This window comes from Sagittula marina (assembly GCF_014196795.1).
In the GTDB taxonomy this organism is placed as follows: Bacteria; Pseudomonadota; Alphaproteobacteria; order Rhodobacterales; family Rhodobacteraceae; genus Sagittula; species Sagittula marina.
The window spans coordinates 369,143-384,042 of sequence record NZ_JACIEJ010000004.1 but is presented as its reverse complement, the minus strand read 5'-3'; the positions used below and the strand labels follow the sequence as shown (position 1 = coordinate 384,042).

Annotated in this window: 11 protein-coding genes and 1 pseudogene; 2 read left to right on the top strand and 10 right to left on the bottom strand. The window is 60.9% G+C overall.

Annotated features, from left to right (window positions below; translation table 11 throughout):
• Positions 1–25 precede the first annotated feature (25 nt).
• Positions 26–1,120 (top strand): TRAP transporter substrate-binding protein, encoded by a 1,095-nt coding sequence (locus GGQ68_RS10260; RefSeq protein WP_183965634.1) that lies wholly within the window; start codon positions 26–28, stop codon positions 1,118–1,120.
• A gap of 90 nt (positions 1,121–1,210) precedes the next feature.
• Here GGQ68_RS10260 and GGQ68_RS10255 read toward each other — a convergent pair whose 3' ends face one another.
• The 3 genes from GGQ68_RS10255 to GGQ68_RS10245 all read right to left on the bottom strand — a co-directional run bounded on the left by GGQ68_RS10255 (position 1,211) and on the right by GGQ68_RS10245 (position 4,739).
• Positions 1,211–2,602, bottom strand: a complete 1,392-nt coding sequence (locus GGQ68_RS10255; RefSeq protein WP_183965632.1) for a TRAP transporter large permease — start codon at positions 2,600–2,602, stop codon at positions 1,211–1,213.
• Positions 2,602–3,177 carry a TRAP transporter small permease subunit gene (locus tag GGQ68_RS10250; RefSeq protein ID WP_183965630.1) on the bottom strand — a complete coding sequence of 192 codons (576 nt, stop codon included), beginning with the start codon at positions 3,175–3,177 and terminating at the stop codon, positions 2,602–2,604. The genes GGQ68_RS10255 and GGQ68_RS10250 overlap by 1 nt, the downstream gene beginning before the upstream one ends.
• Positions 3,178–3,938: 761 nt before the next feature.
• Positions 3,939–4,739 (bottom strand): GntR family transcriptional regulator, encoded by an 801-nt coding sequence (locus GGQ68_RS10245; protein WP_183965628.1) that lies wholly within the window; start codon positions 4,737–4,739, stop codon positions 3,939–3,941.
• 25 nt (positions 4,740–4,764) lie between these two features.
• On the opposite strand from GGQ68_RS10245, the gene GGQ68_RS10240 reads away from it, so the two are divergent.
• Positions 4,765–6,201, top strand: a complete 1,437-nt coding sequence (locus GGQ68_RS10240) for a YfcC family protein (RefSeq protein ID WP_183965626.1) — start codon at positions 4,765–4,767, stop codon at positions 6,199–6,201.
• Positions 6,202–6,815: 614 nt separating this feature from the next.
• Here GGQ68_RS10240 and GGQ68_RS10235 read toward each other — a convergent pair.
• The 7 genes and pseudogenes from GGQ68_RS10235 to GGQ68_RS10205 all read right to left on the bottom strand — a co-directional run.
• Entirely contained in the window at positions 6,816–7,568 is a 753-nt protein-coding gene (locus GGQ68_RS10235) for a FadR/GntR family transcriptional regulator (protein ID WP_183965624.1), read from the bottom strand.
• A 1-nt stretch (position 7,569) separates the two neighbouring features.
• On the bottom strand, positions 7,570–8,538 hold the full coding sequence (yjfF, locus tag GGQ68_RS10230) for a galactofuranose ABC transporter, permease protein YjfF (protein ID WP_183965622.1): 969 nt from the start codon (positions 8,536–8,538) through the stop codon (positions 7,570–7,572).
• Positions 8,535–9,554, bottom strand: coding sequence for an ABC transporter permease (locus GGQ68_RS10225; RefSeq protein ID WP_183965619.1), 1,020 nt, complete (start codon positions 9,552–9,554; stop codon positions 8,535–8,537). The genes yjfF and GGQ68_RS10225 overlap by 4 nt, the downstream gene beginning before the upstream one ends.
• Positions 9,551–11,053, bottom strand: a complete 1,503-nt coding sequence (locus GGQ68_RS10220; protein ID WP_183965617.1) for a sugar ABC transporter ATP-binding protein — start codon at positions 11,051–11,053, stop codon at positions 9,551–9,553. Before GGQ68_RS10220 ends, GGQ68_RS10225 begins: the two co-directional genes overlap by 4 nt.
• Positions 11,054–11,134: 81 nt before the next feature.
• Positions 11,135–12,079 (bottom strand): galactofuranose ABC transporter, galactofuranose-binding protein YtfQ, encoded by a 945-nt coding sequence (gene ytfQ / locus GGQ68_RS10215; RefSeq protein WP_183965615.1) that lies wholly within the window; start codon positions 12,077–12,079, stop codon positions 11,135–11,137.
• 618 nt (positions 12,080–12,697) lie between these two features.
• The gene (locus GGQ68_RS10210) at positions 12,698–14,026 is read right to left on the bottom strand and encodes a TrkH family potassium uptake protein (RefSeq protein ID WP_183965613.1); all 1,329 of its coding nucleotides are present in this window, start codon (positions 14,024–14,026) and stop codon (positions 12,698–12,700) included.
• 17 nt (positions 14,027–14,043) lie between these two features.
• A pseudogene (locus tag GGQ68_RS10205) lies at positions 14,044–14,712 on the bottom strand (potassium channel family protein); the annotation flags it as partial.
• Positions 14,713–14,900 lie beyond the last annotated feature (188 nt).

Below are 14,900 nucleotides of genomic sequence, written 5' to 3'. Positions count from 1 at the left end.
ATAAAAGACCCCCGTGGGAGGAAACATGGATCGTCGTTCTTTCATCCGCCGTGGCGCCCTGGCGGGCGCCGGTGCCGGGGCTGCCGCCCTGGCCAGCCCCGCCGTCGCCCAGGACCGTATCACCTGGCGCATGGTCACCACCTGGCCGAAGAATTTCCCCGGCCTCGGTGTCGGCGCACAGCGCCTGGCCGACCGGATCACCGCTGCTTCAGGCGGACGTTTGACCGTGCAGGTCTACGCCGCCGGCGAGATGGTGCCGCCGCTACAGTCACTGGATGCCGTGATCGACGGCACCGCCGAGATGAGCCATGGCGCTGCCTACTACTGGCAGAACAAGTCCACGGCCCTGTCCTACTTCACCGGCGTGCCCTACGGCATGACTGCGGGCGAACTGGCGGCCTGGGTGCAGCACATGGGCGGCCAGCAGCTCTGGGATGAGGTCTATGACCAGTTCGGTGTGCAGGGCTTCCTGTCCGGCAACACCGGCACCCAGGCGGGTGGCTGGTTCCGCGAGGAGCTCACCGGTCTCGACAGCCTGAAGGGCGTACGCTTCCGCACACCGGGCCTGGGCGGCCGCGTCTGGGAAAAGCTGGGCGCCACCGTGACCAATATGGCCGCTGGCGAGATCTTCCAGGCGCTGCAGTCGGGCGCGCTGGACGCGGCCGAATTCGTCGGTCCCTACAATGACCTGGCCCTCGGCTTCTACCAGGTGGCGAAGAACTACTACTTCCCCTCCTTCGTGGAACCGGGTCTCGCCACCGAGCTGGTGGTCGACAAGGCGAAGTATCAGGCCTTGCCCGACGACCTGCAGGCGATCGTGCGCGATGTCTGCCAGGCCGAGTATGACACCGTCTCTGCCGACTTCATTGCCAACGACCCGCGCGCCCTGAAGACCCTTGTCGAAGAGCACGGCGTGCAGGTGCGTCAGTTCCCGGACGAGATCCTGGAAGCCGGTGCACAGGCCTCGATGGAGATCATCGGCGAGCTGCGCGACAGCGGTGATGAGATGACCCGCAAGGTTACCGAGCATTTCATCGAATCCCTGAACGTGATGCGCACCCGGACCGAGGGCAACGACCTGAACTTCATTCAGGCCCGCGCCAAGTATTTCACGCTCTGAACATCTGGCCTGTTCCAGATCTGCAAAAGGCCCGGACAATGTCCGGGCCTTTTTGTTTTGCCAGCAAAATACAGCGCACCGATCCGGGCGCTAGCCCGCGATCAATGAGGGCAGCCACGTGACCACGCCCGGGAAGGCGAAGAGCAGCGCGATGGCCAGGATCTGCAACAGCACAAAGGGCAGGATGCCGCGGTAGATGGCCGAGGTCGGCACGTTGTCGGGCGCCACGCCGCGCAGGTAGAACAGCGCGAACCCGAAGGGCGGCGTCAGGAAGGATGTCTGCAGGTTCACCCCCACCATGACGCCCAGCCAGACCGGGTTGATGTCCATCGCCAGCAGGATCGGCGCGGTGATCGGGATCACGATGAAGATGATCTCGAAGGTGTCGAGGATGAAGCCGAGCACGAACATGATCGCCATCACGACAGCGACTGCCATCAGCGGACCGCCGGGCAGGGCGGTCAGGAACTCGTGCACCAGATTGTCACCGCCCATCATCCGGAAGACCACCGAGAAGACTGCGGCACCGAACAGGATGATGAAGACCATGCTGGTGATTGCGGCGGTCTGGACCGCAGTCTCGTGCAGAATCTTCCACGACAGCCTCCAACGCAGGGCGGCCAGCAGGGTCGCGCCCACGGCACCGACAGAGGCTGCTTCGGTCGGCGTGGCGATGCCGCCGAGGATCGAGCCCAGAACCGCCAGGATCAAAAGCAGCGGCGGCAGCAGCGCGGTGAAGATCTCACGCTTCAGCCCGGCCTTTTCCTCCGGAGGGACAGGAGTCGCGGGGCAGCTCTCGGGATCGACGATCGCCTTGAAGATGATGTAACCGATATACAGCAGCACCAACAGGAAGCCCGGCAACATCGCCCCGGCAAAGAGATCACCCACCGACACCGGCGTCGGGGCGAAGTTCCCCTTGGCCATCTGCACCTGTGCGTTGATGCCCGACAGCATATCGCCCATGAAGATCAGCACCGTCGACGGCGGGATGATCTGGCCCAGCGTGCCGGAGGCGCAGATCGCGCCGGTGGCCAGCGTCGGCTTGTAGCCCGCACGCATCATCGCCGGAAGGGAGATCAGGCCCATGGTGACCACCGTGGCTCCCACGACACCGGTGGAGGCCGCAAGCATCGCGCCCACGATCACCACGGAAATCGCAAGACCGCCGCGCATGTTGCCGAAAAGCTTGCCCATGGTCAGCAGGAGCTGTTCGGCGATCTGCGACCGTTCCAGCATCACCCCCATAAAGACAAAGAGCGGCACGGCGACCAGGACCTCGTTGGTCATGTAGCCGATGTAGCGGTTCGGGAGGGAGCCGAAGTTCGATGGGTCGAAGACGCCGAAATACATGCCGATCGCGCCGAAGAGCAGCGAGGTGCCGGCCAGGGTGAAGGCCACCGGAAAGCCCATCAGCAAGAAGCCGATGATGCCGACGAACATGAGGCCGGAAAGAAGTTCTCCGATCAGGACGGGATCCATCAGACGGCCTCCGTGGGATGGGTGGGATCTTCGGCGCGGGTATAGCGGATGCGGGCGGGCACCAGGTCTTCACGGCCCGCAAGCATCAGGATCGAGCGCAGGATCATCGCCAGCCCCTGCAGGGCGATCAGCACCGCGAAGGCCAGGATGAAGGTCTTCAGCACAAAGAGAGCGGGCATGCCGCCGACATTGGCGGAGCCTTCGCCGTAGCGCCAGGAGCGTTGGACGAAGGGCAGGGCGTAGATCCAGACCACGTACATGGCGGGCATGAGGAACAGCAGCACCCCCACCAGATCGATCACCGCCTTCTTTCGCGGCGTGGCCGGGCGATAGAATATGTCGACCCGCACGTGGTTGTCGCGCAGCAGGGCAAAGCCAGCTACACCGGTGAACATGGCGCCGTTCATCCAGATGTAGAGATCCTGCATCCAGACATGGCTGACGGCAAAGACATAGCGCTGCACCACCACGGTGAAGCAGACGAGCACGATCCCCACCGACAGCCAAGACAGGATTGTCCCAACCACGGCGTTGATCGCGCAGATGACGGAGGCGATTCGCCCGAGGATTTTCATGCTGCGTCCTCTTTCTGTGAGTACGATCAAGATGCTCTGCGTTCTATGCCTTCCGCGTCGGATAAGTCCAAGCACAATTGACCGCTTTCAAGGCAGTATGCGTAAAACGACGCGGCTTTTTAGCAACCAGGTGTCGCCGTTCCAGTGCTCCCACCACAGGTTTTTAGGGTCCGTGCCGACGCTTCTGCTTGTCTCGCTGCTTTGCTCCACGGCACATGCCACGGATAGCAAGGCAACCTTTTCCTCCAAGCGAGACGTGAAGATCTGCGGAAGTGCGTGCGCGGTGGAGTACTGATGATCAATGTCGTGAAGCTCGCAAAAGCAGGCTTGCGGTCCAAGGAGCTTGGTTTGCTATTCAGGAAAAACAGGTTTGCTTGCCTTGGACCTGTTGCGTTTTTGTGCCCCTCCTATGCGCCCGCTTAAGCGACTGTCCGGTCGTATGCGGCGGTACTCTTCCAGCGCCCTGCTGAGTGTCGGCAGCGCGGATTGCAGCAAAGGTTTAAGTATCCAACGAGCGCCATCTTGGCCTGCCTGTCGCCCAGTGCGACTGACCGGCTCGCGCTGGCCGTAAGCGAGACGCCCATCGTGAGCTGCACCAGCAAACGGAACGCCATCCGCTGAGCCGACATTCAGCCCTGTCAGGATTGTGCACCGCTGCCGCAGAACCGCTAAGCGCTGTTTGCGCGCCCCTGTGAGGGCTGAACTTTGGTGGTGTGCGAGATCTCCCAAACGCGCTTCTATCGTTGCGACAGGCAAAGCTATCAGCCTCCGTCGACTCCCCACCAGCGCATTGTCTGACGGCAGTGGTGGTCGATTGCCTTGCTCACTTGATCCACGTCGTGCGCGCGCAGGGCCGCTATGATGGCGAGGTGTTCCTCCATGGCGCTGACAATGCGGTCAACGAGAAAGGCGCGGGCGGTCTGAATTACTGAAAGACGGTTCCGGTTGGCGTCATAGACGCTGCGCAAAAAGGGATTGTCCAGCCCGCTCGCCAGCATGTCATGCAAGCTGAGATCGGTCTTGAGCGCCTGCGCAGGCAGATCCGGGCTGCGATCGGATTGCGCGAGCTGAAGCATCGTTTCATGCGCTCCGCGAAGACTGTTGAGCGGCAACGGCACACCTGCACGGATCAGACGGCAAGCGCCCTCTTTGTCCAGCAAGGCCCGCATGTCTAGGCAGGAGCGGGTCAGTTCCGGGCTGGCGTCCATCACCACGATGCCGCGCTTGGGCAGAATGCTGACCAGGGATTGCGTCTCTGCCCGCTTGATGGCCTCCCGGGTGGCGGCAATGGGAAATTCGAGCAATTCAGCGAGTTTGGGCATGGAAATAAACTCATTGGCCCTGAGCGTACCTTGCCCCAAAGCGACCAGAAGCGCCGCAAACGCCTTGTCTGCCTGCAGTTCCTGCCTTGATCCGGTCCCGTCTGCCATACCCAACCCCTTGAATATCAAAAAAATCAGGAAGTCTTTCAAATAATCCAAGCAGATGCTTTTGGGAATCCCTGATTGTACGATGCATAGCATAATACGTAACATGTTACATGGGATGTCATCAGGCCACATAAATGTGGCGCCAAGGGAGGAACGCATGTCAACACAGCAACAGGAGATTGAAGCGGACGCGCAGGAGGCGGGGCTCCGAATGCCGCATATCTACGTGATCCTATTCGTATTTACGGCATTGGCCGCGCTTGCGACGCACTTCGTGCCGGCCGGGCTCTACGACCGTGTGACCTTGTCAAACGGACGGAGTGCCGTCGATCCGGACTCCTTCCGTTATGTCGACGCCAGCCCGATAGGCTGGGAACAGTTCATGCTGGCCGTCCCTCAGGGGTTGGTGAATGCGTCGACTGTGGTGTTCTTCACATTCATCATCGGTGGCATGTTCATGGTGATCCGCCGCACCGGAATGATCGATGTGGTGGTGGACAAGCTGACGCGGCGCTTTGCATCGCGTCGCGTGATGATGATCCCTGCGCTGATGGTGATCTTTGCCGTGGTGGCGACGCTGATCGGCACTCAGGAGCTGGCCCTGGTCTACGTGCCGGTCATCTTGCCGTTGATGATCGCGCTGCGGTTCGATTCGATCACGGCAGTCGGCACCGCGCTTCTGGCGACCACAGCGGGCTTTACTGCCGGGGTACTCAACCCGATCAACACCGGGCTGGGGCAAACCATCGCTGAGCTGCCGCTTTATTCCGGCGCCGGATTGCGGTCTGTCTTGTTCATTTGTCTGCTGGTGGCCGGGATTGCCTATCTGATGCGCTATGCTCTGCGGGTGCAGAAAAACCCTGACACCAGCCTGCTGGCAAATGACCCCAAGGAAGCCGCCAAGCGCAAAGCCTACGTGCATGATCTGGATGCGCCGGCAATGCGCTTTACCAGCCGTCAGGCCTGGGCCGGACTTGCTGCGCTCATGTTCTTTGGTGTGATGATCTGGGGCGTGCTGACCCGTGGCTGGTTCATGATGGAAATGGCGGGGCTGTTCGTGCTGATGGGCGTGACCGTCGGGTTGATTGCCGGGCTGACCCCGGGCAAAATCTGCGACGCCTTCAACGAAGGCTTCCGCGACGTGCTGATGGGCGCGATCATCGTCGGCCTCGCCCGGGCTGTGGCCGTGATGCTGGAACAAGGTCAGGTCATGGACACGCTGGTGCATGGCTTGGGAAACTTGGTCGGCGACCTTCCAAGCTCGGTCTCGGCAGTGGGGATGTTCGTCTCTCAGCTCGGCTTTAACTTCGTGGTGCCGTCAGGCAGCGGGCAGGCGCTGGTGACCATGCCGATCATGGCGCCGGTTTCGGATCTGATCGGGGTCACCCGCCAGAATGCCGTGCTGGCCTACCAGCTGGGCGATGGCCTCTCGAACATCTTCTTCCCCACGTCCGGCTATTTCATGGCTACGCTGGCATTGGCAGGCGTGTCATGGGACCGCTGGATCCGGTTCTTCCTACCGCTTTTTGGGGTATGGATCGGCATTGCTACTGTATTTCTGGTGTACGCGCAGGCGGTGAACTGGACCGGTTGAGGCGAAACCGGAAAGGAAATGAAATTCGGCGGCCGCTTGTTGGCCGCCGTTTTTATTATCCAGTCTCCCGGAAACTTATGCGCAGTGTGTCTTTCACAGTGAAAAGCAACTGCGTAGGCCTGTGCGCGCCCATGGCTGGGACGACAACTAAGCAGGCGTTACAAGATATGCCAAAGCCAGCCTGACTGCGCATCGCCACGGGCGGTCATTTCAGATTTCTCAGCGAGCATGGGGAGCAAGCCGTTCCTGATGCAGAGGTCACCTTTGATCGGCTCTTTCACCGACCATGTCCGTACCGGGCGCGCTTTGCGCTCACCTACTGGCAAGAAGCGCTCGACGGTATCAAGGCACTCCCGGAACTGCTTGAAATCCTGACAGGATACGAAGTTCGCGCGCTGATCAGGAACATGCCGTTCTGCGGATGGCGTGGTGTGCTTGAGACTGACCCGTGACGCATCAGGACGGTCATCAGCGTCGACAGGTTCATCTTGCCAAGAGCGCGGCGTGGACGCGGCATCTGCACTCAGCAGGCCAGCCGATCCACGGCCCGGATTTGATCGATGGGAGCCAACTTCACGGTGACCCAGATCTAGCCAACGCGCAAAGCCCGGTGATTAGCGCTGCGGGCGGGGCGGGCCTGCTGTGTCACCGAAGACTCTGGACCAACCGACGTCAATCACCGCGATCATCGCGTTCTGAGCGGCCAATGGGTCCCGCGCGGCTATCGCGTCCGCGATCAACTGATGCCCGTCGCAGATTTGCTTGAGCTGCTCGGGCCGTGGCTCCGGGGACGAGCGTCGAAGGAGCGACAGCAGCGCCGCACCGACCAACGATACAACCGATTGAAAGAAGGCGTTGCCGGCAGCGTCGAAGACGGCCCGGTGGAAATCCATGTCGGAAACCGAAAACCCGGCTTGATCTTTGGCGCTCCGCATCGCCGCGACGCAGGCGTCGAGGCGTTCCAGATCGGTCGCCGTGGCTTTCTGCGCGGCGAGGCGGGCGGCAAAGGGTTCAAAGGCGAGGCGCATTTCAAACAGCTGCCGGTAGAAATCGTCACTGGGCTCGCCGTCCATGTGCCAGTGCAGAAGCTGGGCGTCGAACATGTTCCACTCCCTGCTTGGCCGCACGCGGGTGCCGACACGGGCCTTGGCCACGACCATGCCTTTCGCCGCCAATGTCTTCATGGCCTCACGCAACACGGTTCGCGAGACGCCGAATTGCTCGATCAGAACCTCGTCGCGCGGCAACAACTCGCCCTCGGCCAGGTCGCCACTGACGATGGCCCGGCCGATGCCCTCCACGACCCGCCCGTGGTTTCCCCCGCCAGTCCGCGTGCCGAGTTTCGTGGTGTCGAGGAGTTGCTTCATGTCAGGTCATTTTACTGCGTTGTCGCTGTCCGAGGATGAGAAGGCCCTTTTGCAGCAAGATGAAGAGAAGCAAAAGGACCCCGATGACGATTTTTGTCCACCAGCTGGACAGCGAACCGTCGAAGACGATGTAAGTCTGGATCAGTCCCATGGTCAGCACACCCACGAGCGTCCCGAAGACATAGCCCGACCCGCCCGTCAGGATCGTGCCGCCGATGACGACGGTGGCGATGGCCGTGAGCTCGGTTCCAACGGTGGCGAGCGGGTAGCCCGAGCCAGTATAAATCGAGAACACGATGCCAGAAAGCCCTGCCATGAAGCCGGAAAAAGCGTAGATCAGAACGGTCGTGCGCCCAACGGCGACCCCCATAAGCCGGGCGGTCTGCGCGCCACCACCAATCGCGAAGACGGCCGTGCCGAAGCGCGTGCGGTGCGCGAGGATGATGCCGACCACTACGGCCAGCAACATCGTCACGCCAATCAGTGTCAGCCGCCCGCCGCCCGGCATCCGGTAGTAGCTGCGCAGGACGTCATAGAACGCGTGGTCAATCGGGACGCTTTCGATGGTCAGCATATAGCTGGCGCCCCGGGCGAGAAACATGCCCGCAAGCGTCACAATGAACGGGGGCATCGCGAGGCCGTGGATCAGCCCACCCATCGCCGCGCCGAAGGCACTCGTTACGGCGAGCAGCAGGGCGAAGACCGCCAGCGGATGCAGGCCTGTGTCGCGCAGCATTACCGCGATGAAAACCCCTGCGAAGGCAATGACCGATCCGACTGACAGGTCAATCCCGCCCGACAGGATGACGACTGTCATGCCGACACCGACCAGGCCAAGGTAGGCGTTGTCGGTCAACAGGTTGCCGATCACCCGGGTCGACAGCATGGCCGGGAACTGTAGGTAGCAGATCAGATAGGCGACCAGAAAGATGGCAATGGTCGCATAAAGCGGTAGGACCCTGGAATTCATTCGGCGGCCTCTCTTGTGCCTTCGACCAAAGCTGTGGATTTGCGCCGGCCCATCCGCGACAGATGCGGGCTCAGGCGTGGCGATTGCAGGACAAGGATAATGACGACGATCCCTGCCTTGATGACGAGGTTGAACTCTGACGGGAAGCCGGCCAGCAGGATTCCGGTGTCTATGGTCTGGATGATGAGCGCGCCCAGCAGCGAGGCGGCGATGGAGAACCGCCCTCCCAACAGCGAAGTGCCGCCGATCACAACGGCGAGAATCGCGTCCAGCTCGAGCCAGAGACCGGCGTTGTTGGCGTCCGCGCCACGGATGTCGGCGGTGACGATAATGCCTGCGATGGCGGCGCAGAGACCGGACGCGACATAGACCGCAATCAGAAGGACCTTCGCGTTCACACCGGCGAGGGCACTGGCTGACCGGTTGATGCCGATGGCTTCGATCAGCAGCCCCAGCGCGGTACGTCGCACCAGAAGCCCGAAGGCAAGCCCGGTGATGGCCCAGATCACGATGGGCGTGGGAATGCCCAAGATGTCGCCCGCTCCGAGAAAGGCCAGCCCCTCGTGGCTGAATGTCAGGATCCGACCCTCGGTGATCATCTGCGCCGCACCGCGTCCGGCCACCATGAGGATCAGCGTCGCGACGATTGGCTGAATTGCGAAGATGGAGACGAGAATTCCGTTCCAAAGGCCGCAGAGCAGGCCTGCGCCAAGTCCGACCGCGAGCGCCGCGGCCAGACCATAATCGTTCGAGATCGCCCAGGCCGAGGCGGCGCCACAGATCGCCATGACGGCGCCGACGCTGAGGTCGATGCCCCGCGTCGCGATCACCAGGGTCATGCCGACGGCGAGCACCGCAACTGGCGCGCCTCGTTTCAGGACATCGACCGCGCTGCCGACAAAGCGGCCGTCGGCGATTTCCACGGCGAGAAAGCTCGGGAAGAAGATGGAGACCAGTGCGACCACGGCGGCGAGCGTCAGCAGTTGTGGGGCAAGGCGGCGAAGCTTCTGGATCAAAGCGCGGCTCCTTCGGCGTCGTGGGCGGCGATGGCCGCGATGATGCGGCTGGTCTCGATCTCGTCTCCGACGAGTTCCGAGACATGGCGTCTGTCGCGCAGGACAATCACCCGGTCAGACGCGGCGATGAGTTCGTCGAACTCGGACGAGATCATCAGGATCGACATGCCTCGATCGGTCAGCCCGCTGATCAACTTGAGGATCTCGGCATGGGCGCCGACGTCGATCCCCCGGGTGGGTTCGTCAAGGATCAGGAACCGCGGGTTCATCGCGAGCCAGCGCGCCAGAACGACCTTCTGCTGGTTCCCCCCGGACAAATCTCCGACGGCCTTTTCGGCGTCGGAGGTTCGGATGTCGAGGCGACGGATGTAGTCATCGGCCAGTGCGCGCTGCTCGCCGCGCGGGATCGGCTTTGCCCAGCCACGTCGGGCTTGCAGGGCCAGCGCGATGTTCTCGCGGATCGAAAGGTCGGCGATGATGCCGTCGGTCTTGCGGTCCTCGGGCGCGTAGCCAAAGCCGCTGGCGATGGCAGCGCGCGGGTTGCTCAGGTCGATGGTGCCATCGGGGTCGGTGGCCTCTCCGCGGTCGGCTGGCGTTCGCCCGAAGAGGATGTCTGCGGTTTCCGTACGGCCGGATCCCAGCAGTCCGGCGAGCCCGATGACTTCGCCCTCGCGCACTGTCAGGTCGAAGGGCTCGATCTTGCCGCGTCGGCCAAGGCCTTTGAAGTGCAACCGTTCATTGCGGATGGATCGGGTTGTCCTGCGATCCTCTGCTTTATCCAGCTCATGGCCGAGCATGTGGTGGATCAGGCCCAGGCGGTCCATCCCGGCAGTTTCTGCCGTCACGATGTGTTTCCCGTTGCGCAGGACGGTCAGGCGGTCGGAAAGATCGAAGACCTGATCGAGGAAATGCGAGATGAAGACAATTCCCAGCCCGCGTTCGCGCAGCCGCCGCACAACTTCGAACAGCATCTCGGTCTCGCGGGCGTCAAGGCTCGCAGTGGGTTCGTCAAGGATCAGCACCTTGCCTGAAAGTGCGACGGCGCGGGCGATGGCTATGAGCTGCTGGACCGCGACCGAATAGGCGCCAAGCTCGCGCGAGACGTTGACATGGTCGAGTCCGAAGCCCGCCAGCATCTCTTTCGCATCCTCCCTCATCCGACGGACGGAGACCATGCCGAACCGCGTCGGCTGTCGGCCGAACGTCAGATTCTCGGCCACCGTGAGGTTCGGCAGCAGGTTAACTTCCTGATAGACCGTGCCAATCCCGAGTTCCTGCGCCTCCAGCGTGGACCCCGGCGACACCGGTTCACCGTGAAGCCTGACGTCGCCGCTGTCGCGGGCGTGGACGCCGGTCAGGCACTTTATAAGTGTAGATTTGCCGGCACCATTCTCGCCCAGCAGAGCGTGCACCTCGCCCGCTTTCAGGTCGAAACGGACGCTGTCGAGCGCGACGGTGCCTGGGAAGGTCTTTGACAGGTTATCGATGGTAAGAAGCATGCGAGGCCTTTCCTCATGCGTCTGCGGGGCACCACGCGGGTGCCCCGCATTAAAGCGCAGGGCGCTTGTGACCTGGCTCTGTCAGTAGCCAAGATCCTTGCGGGCTTCGTACTCTGCCATCGGATCGTCGCCCTGGGTGTAGAGCGCGGACTCCGTCTGGATGAATTTCGTCGGCGCAACGCCATCGGTGAGGTAGGCGTCGAGCGCGTCGAAGGCCGGGCCGGCCATGTTCGGCGTCAGTTCCACGGTTGCGTTGGCGTCGCCCTCGGCAATGGCGAGGAAAATGTCCGGCACCGCGTCGATCGACACGATCAGGATATCGTCGCCCGGATCTATGCCTGCTTCCTTGATCGCCTGGATCGCACCGAGCGCCATGTCATCGTTGTGGGCGTAGAGTGCGCAGATGTTGTCGCCGCCGCCTTCGGCCTGCAGGAAGCTTTCCATGACTTCCTTGCCACCTGACCGCGTAAAGTCGCCGGTCTGGCTGCGCACGATCTCGATGTCGTCGCTGCCCTCGATGCCGGTGCGAAAGCCGGTGGCTCGGTCGATCGCGGGCGACGAGCCTGTGGTGCCCTGAAGTTCGACCACGCGGCATTCGCCTTCGGGCTTGTTGTCGACGAGCCACTGGCCGGCGACCTCGCCCTCGTGCACGAGGTCCGAGCCCACGGCGGTCAGGTAAAGGTCTTCGGAGCTGTCAACCCGCCGGTCGAGCAGGACGACCGGGATCTCGGCTTCCTTGGCCTCTTCCAGCACGCTATCCCAGCCGGTCGCCACGACCGGAGCAAGCAGGATGGCGTCGACGCCCTGGGCAACATAGGACCTGATCGCCGCGATCTGGTTCTCTTGGCGCTGCTGAGCGTCCGAGAACCGCAGGTCGATACCGCGCTTTTCCGCCTCCTGCTGGGTCACGGTTGTTTCCGCGGCACGCCAACCCGATTCCGAACCGATCTGGGAAAAGCCGATCGTTTGTGCGGGCGCACCTGTAGAGAGCACAGCAAAGGCTGCGCCGAGAACATATTCTTTCATGATTTCCTCCCGTTGAGGCCGAAGCCATAAAAAAGAAAATCATATAATATGATTTTTAGCAACACTCTCGTAAGCCGCCTCGAAAAATCACCCGGACACTGCATTGGGTCATAAGCATGTGGGTTTGAAACGAAGCCAGCCTCGCATTTCTTGGAGCCTTTGCTGGGCAAGGGCGGGCACAAAAAGATGCCTCTGTCTGCTTCGAAGTGCACAGATCGCTGGTTCAGCTATCGCGCAACGAAAGACGGCCACTCAACAGGTTGTCCCGGAGGCCGCTCAGACGCCGCGCGATCAAGCGGAGCGCGAACGGCATGAAAGCCTGCTTTTGAGCCATCCATGTCGTACGATGCTGCGCGAGGACGAATTGCATGAGAGCAAGACGCGCTGCTTCGGGATGGTTGCGCCGCAGGACAGCTTCGCACCCATTTTTCCGATGCTGCGATTTGCACGGGTGCCTGCGACCAAAGACAGCCTCAGCCCTTTAGCAATCACACAGAGATTGAAGGCTTTTTTTGGTGACACCAATAGGCGCCGTTTGCACCTTTCCCAAACACGAGCGTGTATTGAACGTATCCAGGACACGAGGCGCCCTATCGGGTTAAGGGAACGGCCACCCTTCTATCCCAGATAGATCTGGCCTGAGGGGTATTTCACACGTGGGACACTGCGGGTCGCAAGGAAAAACCCGATGGCAAGCGGGCCGACGCGGCCAAGAAACATCACGAATATAATGATTGCGCGACCAAACCCGTCCAGCTCAGCTGTCGCACCACGCGACAAGCCGACAGTGCCAAAGGCTGATGTGACTTCAAAAGCCAGGTCCATGAAATTACCATCATGGCTGATCGAGACAATGAAAATGCTTGTCAGCACGAGCAACATGGAAATGGTGGTCAGCGCCATGACCTTCATGACTTCCTCCAGCCCGATGGACCGACCAAAGGCATGAAGCACTGTCCGCCTGCGGAAGAAAGCGACTGTTGCCAACAGAAGAACGGCCAAAGTCGTCACCTTGATCCCGCCTGCGGTGGATGTGCTGCCGCCACCCACGACCATCAGGGTCATTGTCAACAAGGTCGAGCTGTCGTGCATGCCGCCTGTGTTGATCGTGTTGAAACCGGCGGTGCGGGGGGTCACGCCCTGAAACCAGCTGGCCCAAAGCTTTTCGCCAGTGCTGAGTGTGCCGAGTGTTTCGGGATTGGACCATTCCAGGACACCGAACGCAATGCTGCCCCAAAGGATGAGGATAAGCGTGCCGATCAGCATCAATTTTGTATGCAGCGTCAGCCGCGTCCAGTTTCGTTTCTGATAGATATCGCCCAGAACGATGAATCCGATTCCGCCAAAAATGAACAGCAGCGGGATCACGATGTTGATCAGCGGGTTGCCGACCCATTGCGATAGACTGTCAGGGTGAAGCGCAAAACCCGCGTTGTTGAAGGCGGAGATCGAATGGAACACCGCTTGCCACAACCCGTTCCACCCGTATTGCGGGACAAATACAAACGCGAGGAGGATGGCACCTATGGTCTGGCAGACCATTGCGATGACAAGGATGATCCGCACCAGAACCATGAGATTTGACAAAGAGGTCTGGTTTACCTCTTCGCGCAGGATCATGCGCTGGGGCATGCCAACCTGAATGCCAAGCGCCCCAAGCACCAGCACGGCTGTTGTCATCAACCCGAGGCCACCGAGCTGGATCATAATTGCGATGACTGCCTGGCCAAATCCGGTGAAAGCCGATCCCGTATCGGCAAGCACCAATCCTGTCACCGTCACGGCAGAGGTCGACGTGAAGATCGCTTCACTGAAGCCAATGTCGCCTGTGTGCGAGATCGGCAACCACAGCACCAGCGCGCCAAGGAAGATGAAAACGGTATAGGCCAATACCAGGATAGCGGGAGGGGACAGGTTGATGGACCTGCTGAACCGTAATTTACGCATGAAGCGGCGCCGGGTATTCACAGGCTACCGGCGAAATCGCGCAGGTTCTTGCGCTGACCCAACAGCAAGAGAAGGTCATCACGCTCCAGCGCGCAATCACTGCCATCCTGCCCCAGAAATTCGGTCCCGCGCATCACGCCGATACAGCGCAGATCAAAGCCGGATTTATGCTTCAGATCCGATAAGGATTTCCCCTCGAGGCTCTCGGGAATTCGGAAATTCACCACATGGTAGCCATTGCCGAGACTGACGTAATCCCGCACCAGAGGGTTGTGAAGAACCTGTGCAATGTGCTGGCCCACTTCGACCTCGGGATGCACGATGCGATCCACGCCAAGCTTGCTCAAGATGCGGTGGTGCGTCTTGGTGGTTGCCTTTGCCCAGACGATCGGCACACCGATCAATTTGAGGTTTATCGCGGCAAGAATGCTCGCTTCCAGGTCAGAGCCCATCGCGACCAGACCGATGGCGCAATCCGCCATTCCGGCTTCGCGCAGCGCAAGATCATCGCGGGCGTCCACGATCAAGGCTTGCGACAAGTTCTCTGCATGCCGGGCAACTCTCGCCTCATCGATATCGATACCGATCACATGGTTTCCGAAACGCTGCAGTTCGTTCGCCACGGTGCTGCCAAAGTTTCCAAGACCAATGACGCCGAATGTGCGGCTACTGTTTTTTGCCATGAGGGTATCTGACCTGCTTGTATTACCCGGTCATTGTAAAATGACCTTGCCCGTTATGCATCGTCATGCAACGCGAGTGAATAGCTTTTGTTCCATAGTTTCAGTTGTCTCAAAAACGACCTCTTGCAGAGCCGCTTAACAAAGGTAAGTCCGGAAAACGGAACAGCCAAGATCAAGTGGGTTTCCCGCGC

Bases quoted from the DNA above. Each gene is read 5' to 3' on its own strand.
- GGQ68_RS10260 (WP_183965634.1), top strand. From the start codon at position 26: ATGGATCGTCGTTCTTTCATCCGCCGTGGCGCCCTGGCGGGCGCCGGT.
- GGQ68_RS10255 (WP_183965632.1), bottom strand. From the start codon at position 2,602: ATGGATCCCGTCCTGATCGGAGAACTTCTTTCCGGCCTCATGTTCGTC.
- GGQ68_RS10250 (WP_183965630.1), bottom strand. From the start codon at position 3,177: ATGAAAATCCTCGGGCGAATCGCCTCCGTCATCTGCGCGATCAACGCC.
- GGQ68_RS10245 (WP_183965628.1), bottom strand. From the start codon at position 4,739: ATGTGGCCTGATGACATCCCATGTAACATGTTACGTATTATGCTATGC.
- GGQ68_RS10240 (WP_183965626.1), top strand. From the start codon at position 4,765: ATGTCAACACAGCAACAGGAGATTGAAGCGGACGCGCAGGAGGCGGGG.
- GGQ68_RS10235 (WP_183965624.1), bottom strand. From the start codon at position 7,568: ATGAAGCAACTCCTCGACACCACGAAACTCGGCACGCGGACTGGCGGG.
- yjfF (WP_183965622.1), bottom strand. From the start codon at position 8,538: ATGAATTCCAGGGTCCTACCGCTTTATGCGACCATTGCCATCTTTCTG.
- GGQ68_RS10220 (WP_183965617.1), bottom strand. From the start codon at position 11,053: ATGCTTCTTACCATCGATAACCTGTCAAAGACCTTCCCAGGCACCGTC.
- ytfQ (WP_183965615.1), bottom strand. From the start codon at position 12,079: ATGAAAGAATATGTTCTCGGCGCAGCCTTTGCTGTGCTCTCTACAGGT.
- GGQ68_RS10210 (WP_183965613.1), bottom strand. From the start codon at position 14,026: ATGCGTAAATTACGGTTCAGCAGGTCCATCAACCTGTCCCCTCCCGCT.